The 6398-nt window shown below is 72.8% G+C and carries 7 protein-coding genes; 6 read left to right on the top strand and 1 reads right to left on the bottom strand.

Annotated elements, in window-relative coordinates; translation table 11 throughout:
- The first annotated feature begins 329 nt into the window (after window positions 1-329).
- From AX737_RS18545 to panE, 5 genes are all read left to right on the top strand, one after another.
- On the top strand, window positions 330-1238 hold the full coding sequence (locus tag AX737_RS18545; protein ID WP_066923988.1) for a DUF3313 domain-containing protein: 909 nt from the start codon (window positions 330-332) through the stop codon (window positions 1236-1238).
- Window positions 1239-1428: 190 nt separating this feature from the next.
- Window positions 1429-2922, top strand: a complete 1494-nt coding sequence (gene guaB, locus AX737_RS18540; protein ID WP_066923985.1) for an IMP dehydrogenase — start codon at window positions 1429-1431, stop codon at window positions 2920-2922.
- Window positions 2923-2995: 73 nt separating this feature from the next.
- Entirely contained in the window at window positions 2996-3232 is a 237-nt protein-coding gene (locus tag AX737_RS18535) for a hypothetical protein (protein ID WP_156453823.1), read from the top strand.
- A complete protein-coding gene (locus AX737_RS18530; protein WP_066923982.1) occupies window positions 3229-3636 on the top strand; it encodes a type II toxin-antitoxin system VapC family toxin in 408 nt (135 codons plus the stop codon). The genes AX737_RS18535 and AX737_RS18530 overlap by 4 nt, the downstream gene beginning before the upstream one ends.
- A gap of 63 nt (window positions 3637-3699) precedes the next feature.
- A complete protein-coding gene (gene panE, locus AX737_RS18525; protein ID WP_066923980.1) occupies window positions 3700-4635 on the top strand; it encodes a 2-dehydropantoate 2-reductase in 936 nt (311 codons plus the stop codon).
- A gap of 13 nt (window positions 4636-4648) precedes the next feature.
- Here the strand turns inward: panE and AX737_RS34595 are convergent, their stop codons facing one another.
- A complete protein-coding gene (locus tag AX737_RS34595; protein ID WP_197430627.1) occupies window positions 4649-4819 on the bottom strand; it encodes a hypothetical protein in 171 nt (56 codons plus the stop codon).
- A gap of 138 nt (window positions 4820-4957) precedes the next feature.
- Between AX737_RS34595 and AX737_RS18520 the strand changes: the two genes are divergently transcribed.
- Window positions 4958-6256, top strand: coding sequence for an RsmB/NOP family class I SAM-dependent RNA methyltransferase (locus AX737_RS18520; RefSeq protein WP_066923990.1), 1299 nt, complete (start codon window positions 4958-4960; stop codon window positions 6254-6256).
- Window positions 6257-6398: the final 142 nt, after the last annotated feature.

Here is a 6398-nt window from a genome sequence, read left to right as displayed (position 1 = left end):
GGCGATCACGGTCGCGTCCGTGTTCTCCATGAACAGGGCGGTTGCGACGACGAGGGGTACGATCCGGGTCGGGGACATCGGTCTCGACAAGCGATTTGGTGAACGGGCGGTTGCATGCGGGGCGCGCCTGCCCTGAATGTGACCGACCGCGCGCGGGATCTGCCCGATTCCGTGGCGGATCGGCCACGGATTGTTTCCGAACGCGGCCCGGTCCCGGGCCGGGCCTTCCGGGGGGCGCCCGCGGGCCCTAAGCTCTGCCGTACTGTACGCGGCCCTCCGCGCCCGGTCGGGCGGCGGGAGACGGGACCGCTCCTCGAGAAAGTGCCCGGATGATCACGAGGCCGAAGACGCCCCGATCGCTATCGCCCCGATCCCTGCCGCGGCTCGCCGCGGCCTCCGCCCTGATGCTCTCGGTCGCCGCCTGCGGCACCGTGCTCCTGAACGACACCGGTTCGCTCACCCGCTACGACCTGCTGCGCGCCAGCACCGAGGCCTCGACCACGGCCAGGCTCTACGCCGACCGGGCGGCGCTCGCCGGCACCCGGACGGTGCGCATCATCCCGACGCGCTTCCCGGCCAACGCCGCGGGCGCGGCCGGCCTCACGGAGGTCGAGCGCAGGGTCGTGGCCAACAACGCCGACCGGGCGCTCTGCTACGAGCTCTCCCTGAAATACGACGTGGTCTCGACGCGCGACGCCGACCTCACCGTGCGTGCCCAGGTGACGCGCGTCGAGCCGACGAACCTCGTGGGCGCCGGCTCGACCATCGGCCTCTCGGCCGCCGTCACGGTGGCCTCGCAGGTCGGCGTCGGCGTCGCCGAGGGCATCGGCCGCGTGCCGATCCCGCGCGTGCCGATCGGGCTCGGCAGCCTGACGGTCGAGGCCGAGGCGCTCGACCGGCGCCGGCAGCAACGGGTGGCGATGGTCTGGGGCGGCGCCTCGAACTCCTTCACCAGCCAGCCGCGCTTCTCGCCGGCCAGCGACGCCTACGACCTCGCGGGCGATTTCGGCCAGGATCTCGGCTACCTCATCGCCACCGGCGAGGACCCGTTCAAGGCGCCGCTCTCGCTCCCGACCTGGGACCGCGTGCGCATCACGACGCTCGGCGAGGCGCCGCTCGACCCGGATTGCGAGGCCTTCGGCCGGGCGCCCGGCGTCAACGGCATCGCGGGCGACTATATCGGCCTGCCGCCGGACTGGACCGACAAGGGACCGACCAACGGGCTCCCGGCGCGCTGAGGCGCCGGGATTCCCGCCCGGTCCGGGCCTCGCCATGCGGTCCGCGCAGGCGGGCCCGGCGCGAATAAGCCGGTGCGGCGCGGTTTCGCCGCCTTGGCGGGGCGGGTACCCCCGTGATATCGGCCCGTGCCAACCCAATCACGCCGGTGGCCCTGGATCAGGCGCCGCGCACCTGCAGGGAAGTTGGCACATGGCCCCCATCAGCGCCGCCTCGATCATCGAGGGCCTGACCTTCGACGACGTCCTCCTGCGGCCCGCGGCCTCCTCGGTGATGCCGACCGAGGTGAATGTCGGCTCCCGCCTGACCCGCACGATCAAGCTCAACCTGCCGATCCTCTCCTCGGCGATGGACACCGTCACCGAGGCGCCGATGGCCATCGCCATGGCCCAGCTCGGCGGCCTCGGCGTGATCCACCGCAACCTGGAGCCGCCGGAGCAGGCCGAGCAGGTCCGCCTCGTCAAGAAGTACGAGTCGGGCATGGTCTTGAACCCGATCACCATCCACCCGGACGCGAGCCTCGCCGAGGCGTTCGAGGTGATGAAGCAGAACCGCATCTCCGGCATCCCGGTGGTGGAGCGGGGACCGAACGGCTCGCGCGGCAAGCTCGTCGGCATCCTGACGAACCGCGACGTGCGCTTCGCCACCAATGCCAGCCAGCCGGTGGCCGAGCTGATGACCCGCGACCGGCTGATCACCGTGCGCGAGGGCGTGACCCAGGACGAGGCCAAGCGCCTGCTGCACCAGTTCCGCATCGAGAAGCTGCTCGTCGTCGACGACCATTACCGCTGCATCGGCCTGATCACCGTCAAGGACATCGAGAAGCAGGTCGCCTACCCGACCGCCGTGAAGGACGAGCACGGCCGCCTGCGGGTGGCGGCCGCCACCACCACGGGCGACGGCGGCTTCGAGCGGGCGGAGCGCCTCATCGATGCCGGCTGCGACGTGATCGTGGTCGACACGGCGCACGGCCACTCGATCAAGGTGCTCGACGCCGTGCGCCGGGTGAAGCAGCTCTCGAACGCCGTGCAGGTGGTGGCCGGCAACGTCGCGACCCGCGAGGGCGCCCAGGCGCTCATCGACGCGGGCGCCGACGCCATCAAGGTCGGCATCGGCCCGGGCTCGATCTGCACCACCCGCATCGTCGCGGGCGTCGGCGTGCCCCAGCTCACCGCCCTGATGGAGGCGGTCGAGGCCGCCCACGAGGCCGACGTGCCGGTGATCGCCGACGGTGGCATCAAGTACTCGGGCGACCTCGCCAAGGCGATCGCGGCGGGCGCCTCGGTGGCGATGCTGGGCTCGCTGCTCGCCGGCACCGACGAGGCGCCGGGCGACGTGTTCCTGTACCAGGGCCGCTCCTACAAGAGCTACCGCGGCATGGGCTCGGTCGGCGCGATGGCCCGCGGCTCGGCCGACCGCTACTTCCAGGCCGAGGTCAGCGACACCCACAAGCTCGTGCCGGAGGGCATCGAGGGGCAGGTGCCCTACAAGGGCCCGGTCGGCGCGGTGCTGCACCAGCTCGCAGGCGGCCTGCGCGCCGCGATGGGCTACGTGGGCGCCGCCACGATCCCCGAGTTTCAGGAGCGGGCGCAGTTCATCCGCATCACCAATGCGGGCCTGCGCGAGAGCCACGTCCACGACGTCACCATCACCCGCGAGAGCCCGAACTACCCGTCGCGGACCTGAGTGGGGCCGGCCATTCGGCGGTCTATCGGAACCGGGGTGTCGCGTGGCAGAATCCACGACGGAGGCCCCAAGCATGACGATGTCGTTTCGGTTTTCATCGATGGGCTCGGAACCGTCTTACGAGCGCGCACGAGAGGACGGCGCGGCCGCGCCGTCCGAGCTGCGGCGGCGCACCGACGGCATACGGGATGCGAACGTCCTCACGGCAGACGAAGCCGTCGCCCTGACCCGCGGCATCCGCGCCCGTGCGTTGAAGCATCCGCTGCCGGACAGCGCGCTGACGATCCGGGCCGAGCGCGACGCGGGATGATCGTTATCGATGCCTGCGTCGCGGCGAAGTGGTTTCTGCCCGAGCCTCACAGCGATGCGGCGGAGGCGATCCTGGCGGAGGGTGACGTGCGCATTGCGCCGGAGCACATCCTCGTCGAAGTCGGCAATACGCTGCTCAAGGCATATCGGTCCGAGGCCATCACACGCGATCATGCGCACGAGGCCATTGCTGCTCCGACGCGATTGGTGCAGTTGCAGGCAATCCACGAGATCGCGCCTGCTGCCTTGGAGATCGCCGTACGGGTCGGCTGCACGAACTACGATGCGCTCTACCTCGCGGCCGCGGAGCGCTGGGGTGCAACGCTCGCAACCGCCGACGGCCGGCTCGTTCGGCAGCTTCGTTCCGCCGGTTGGAGCGGATCGATTCGAATGATCGGGACCTGACCGGTTCCCATAGCGGTATCTCGGCTGCGCCGCCGGCGCCAAACCTCACAGGGATTTACGAAGATGCGCGTGCTGGTGGTGGGGGCCGGGGCGACTGGGGGCTATTTCGGGGCGCGGCTCGCCGAGATCGGCCGTGACATCACCTTCCTGGTGCGCCCGGCCCGGGCCGAGATCCTGGCGGCGCGCGGGCTGAACCTGAAGAGCCCGTTCGGAGACCTGCAGCTGCCGGCCCCGCGGACCGTCACGGCCGACCGGCTGGGCGAACAGGCGTTCGACCTCGTCGTCCTCTCCTGCAAGGCCTACGACCTCGACGCGGCGATCGCCGACATGGCGCCCGCCGTGACCGAGGGCACGGTGGTCCTGCCGATCCTGAACGGCATGGCCCATCTCGACGCCCTCGACGCCGCCTTCGGGCCGGCGCGGGTGCTCGGCGGCTCCTGCGCCATCATCTCGACGGTGGGCCCGGACGGCGAGATCCGCCACATGAGCGAGCTCTGCACCATCACCTACGGCGAGCGCGACGGCGGTCGCTCCGACCGGGCGCAGGCCATCGACGCGCTGATGCAGGGCGCCAAGTTCCAGGCCCGCCTCAGCGACAGGATCCTGCTGGAGATGTGGGAGAAGTGGGTGTTCCTGGCGACGCTCGCGGGCGCCACGACCCTGATGCGGGCGGCGCTCGGCGACATCCTCGCGGCGCCCGGCGGCCGCGAGCTGATCGGCGGCCTGCACGGCGAGTGCCTCGCCACCGCCGCCGCCGCCGGCTACGCGCCCCGCGACAAGGTCGCGGCGCAGGCCCGCGCGACGCTGACGGCGGAGGGCTCGCCGATGACGGCCTCGATGCTGCGCGATATCCTGGGCGGCGGCCGCATCGAGGCCGACCACGTCGTCGGCGACCTGATCGCGCGGGCGCGCGCGGCCGGCGTCCCGCACCCGCTCCTCGGGATCGTCTATACGGGCCTGAAGGCCTACGAGGCGCGCCGGGCCCGCGAGGCCCGGTAGCGCCGGGCGAGGCTCAGTAGCGCGGGCCGCGGGGCGGCGGGCCGCCGTACTCGAGCTGCGTCTTGGCATCGACGCGCGGCGGCGGCGGGCTGAGTTCCGGACCCGGTGCCGCCGGGGCCTGCGAGCAGGCCGCGAGCGCGGCGGCGGCGAGCGCCGCCAGAGTGAGACGGGGGAGGGGGGACATCGGGCTCTCCGGCCTTCGTTGAAGCGAGAGGCGTTGTCGGCCCGGATCGGGCCCGAAGCTCGGCCGTATCGTGGCCCTGCGGCGCAGGAAGCGTGGCCGTTTCACGGCAGCGTGAACAGAAGATTACAGGAGACCGACCTGACACCCTCCGCCCGCTGCTCCGCCGCCATCGAGGTGCTCGCCGACATCGCCGCGCGCCGACGCCCGGCCGCCGACGCTCTCAAGGACTGGGGCCTCGCCCACCGCTTCGCGGGCTCGGGCGACCGCGCCGCGATCGCGAGCCTCGTCTACGACGCGCTGCGCCGCCGCGCCTCCGCCGCCTGGATCATGCAGGACGAGGCGCCGCGCGCCGTGCTGCTCGGCTCGCTGCGCCTGCAACAGGGGCTGGCCGCACCCTCGATCGCCCAGCTCTTCACCGGCGAGCGCTTCGCGCCCGAGCCCTTGAGCGACGGGGAGCGCGCGCGGCTCGATCAGGGCAACCTCGCGGAGGCGCCGCCGCACGTCGCGGGCGACGTGCCCGAGTGGGTGCTGCCGGACCTCGCGGGCCTGCTTGGCGACGATCTGCTGCCCGAGCTGAAGGCGCTGGCCCGACGGGCCCCGCTCGACATCCGCCTGAACGCGCTCCGGCAGGACCGGGACGCGGCGCTTCCCGCCCTGGCGCACCTGAACGCGGAGCCGACGCCCTTCGCGCCGCAGGGCCTGCGCATCCCGATCGGCGCCGACGGGCGCGGGCCGGCGCTCCATGTCGAGCCGGAATTCCTTGAGGGCTGGTACGAGATCCAGGACGAGGGCTCGCAACTCGCCGCATTGCTGAGCGAGGCGTGGGCCGGCGAGATGGTGGTCGATCTCTGCGCGGGCGGCGGCGGCAAGACGCTGGCGCTGGCGAGCCAGACCCGCAACGGCGCCCGGCTCATCGCCAGCGACGACGATCCGCGCCGCCTCGCGCCCATCCACGAGCGCCTGCGCCGCTCGGGCGCGGAGGCCGAGGTGCGCACGCCCCGGGGCGGCCGGGCGCGCACGGACGTGCTGGCGGATCTCGACGGCACGGTGGACCGGGTCGTGGTCGATGCGCCCTGCACGGGCGCGGGCACGTGGCGGCGCAACCCCGACGCCAAGTGGCGCCTGCGCCCCGGCAGCCTCTCGACCCGCCTCGCCGAGCAGGCCGCGGTGCTCGACCGGGCGGGCCGCCTCGTGCGGCCGGGCGGGCGGATCAGCTACATCACCTGCTCGCTGCTGCCGCAGGAGAACGACGGCGCGCTCGACGCCTTCCTGGGACGGGCGGAGGGCTTCGCCGTGGTGCCGGCGCGCGACGTCGTCGCGCGGGTGCTGCCGGCGCTCGCCGACGCCGTGCGCTTCACCCGCCACGGGCTGCAGATGAGCCCCGCCCGCACCGGCACGGACGGGTTCTACGTGGCGAGCCTGGAGCGGCGGGGCTGATACGGTTTCCGGTCGAATGGTTCGGAGGTGTCGGGCGAACCGCGCCGCGCCCTCTCTCCCTACAGGCAGGGCGATCGCATATGGCGCGGGTCGTCTCCTCGATCGCCACTGGAACCGCGCCGCGCCCCCTCTCCCATAGGGA

Origin of the sequence: Methylobacterium sp. CCH5-D2, from assembly GCF_001556475.1 — a bacterium.
In the GTDB taxonomy this organism is placed as follows: domain Bacteria; phylum Pseudomonadota; class Alphaproteobacteria; order Rhizobiales; family Beijerinckiaceae; genus Methylobacterium; species Methylobacterium hispanicum.
Note: the sequence above shows the minus strand (reverse complement) of the source record. Positions and strands in the feature narration are given on the sequence as shown.

Bases quoted from the DNA above. Each gene is read 5' to 3' on its own strand.
- AX737_RS18545 (WP_066923988.1), top strand. From the start codon at position 330: ATGATCACGAGGCCGAAGACGCCCCGATCGCTATCGCCCCGATCCCTG.
- guaB (WP_066923985.1), top strand. From the start codon at position 1,429: ATGGCCCCCATCAGCGCCGCCTCGATCATCGAGGGCCTGACCTTCGAC.
- AX737_RS18535 (WP_156453823.1), top strand. From the start codon at position 2,996: ATGACGATGTCGTTTCGGTTTTCATCGATGGGCTCGGAACCGTCTTAC.
- AX737_RS18530 (WP_066923982.1), top strand. From the start codon at position 3,229: ATGATCGTTATCGATGCCTGCGTCGCGGCGAAGTGGTTTCTGCCCGAG.
- panE (WP_066923980.1), top strand. From the start codon at position 3,700: ATGCGCGTGCTGGTGGTGGGGGCCGGGGCGACTGGGGGCTATTTCGGG.
- AX737_RS34595 (WP_197430627.1), bottom strand. From the start codon at position 4,819: ATGTCCCCCCTCCCCCGTCTCACTCTGGCGGCGCTCGCCGCCGCCGCG.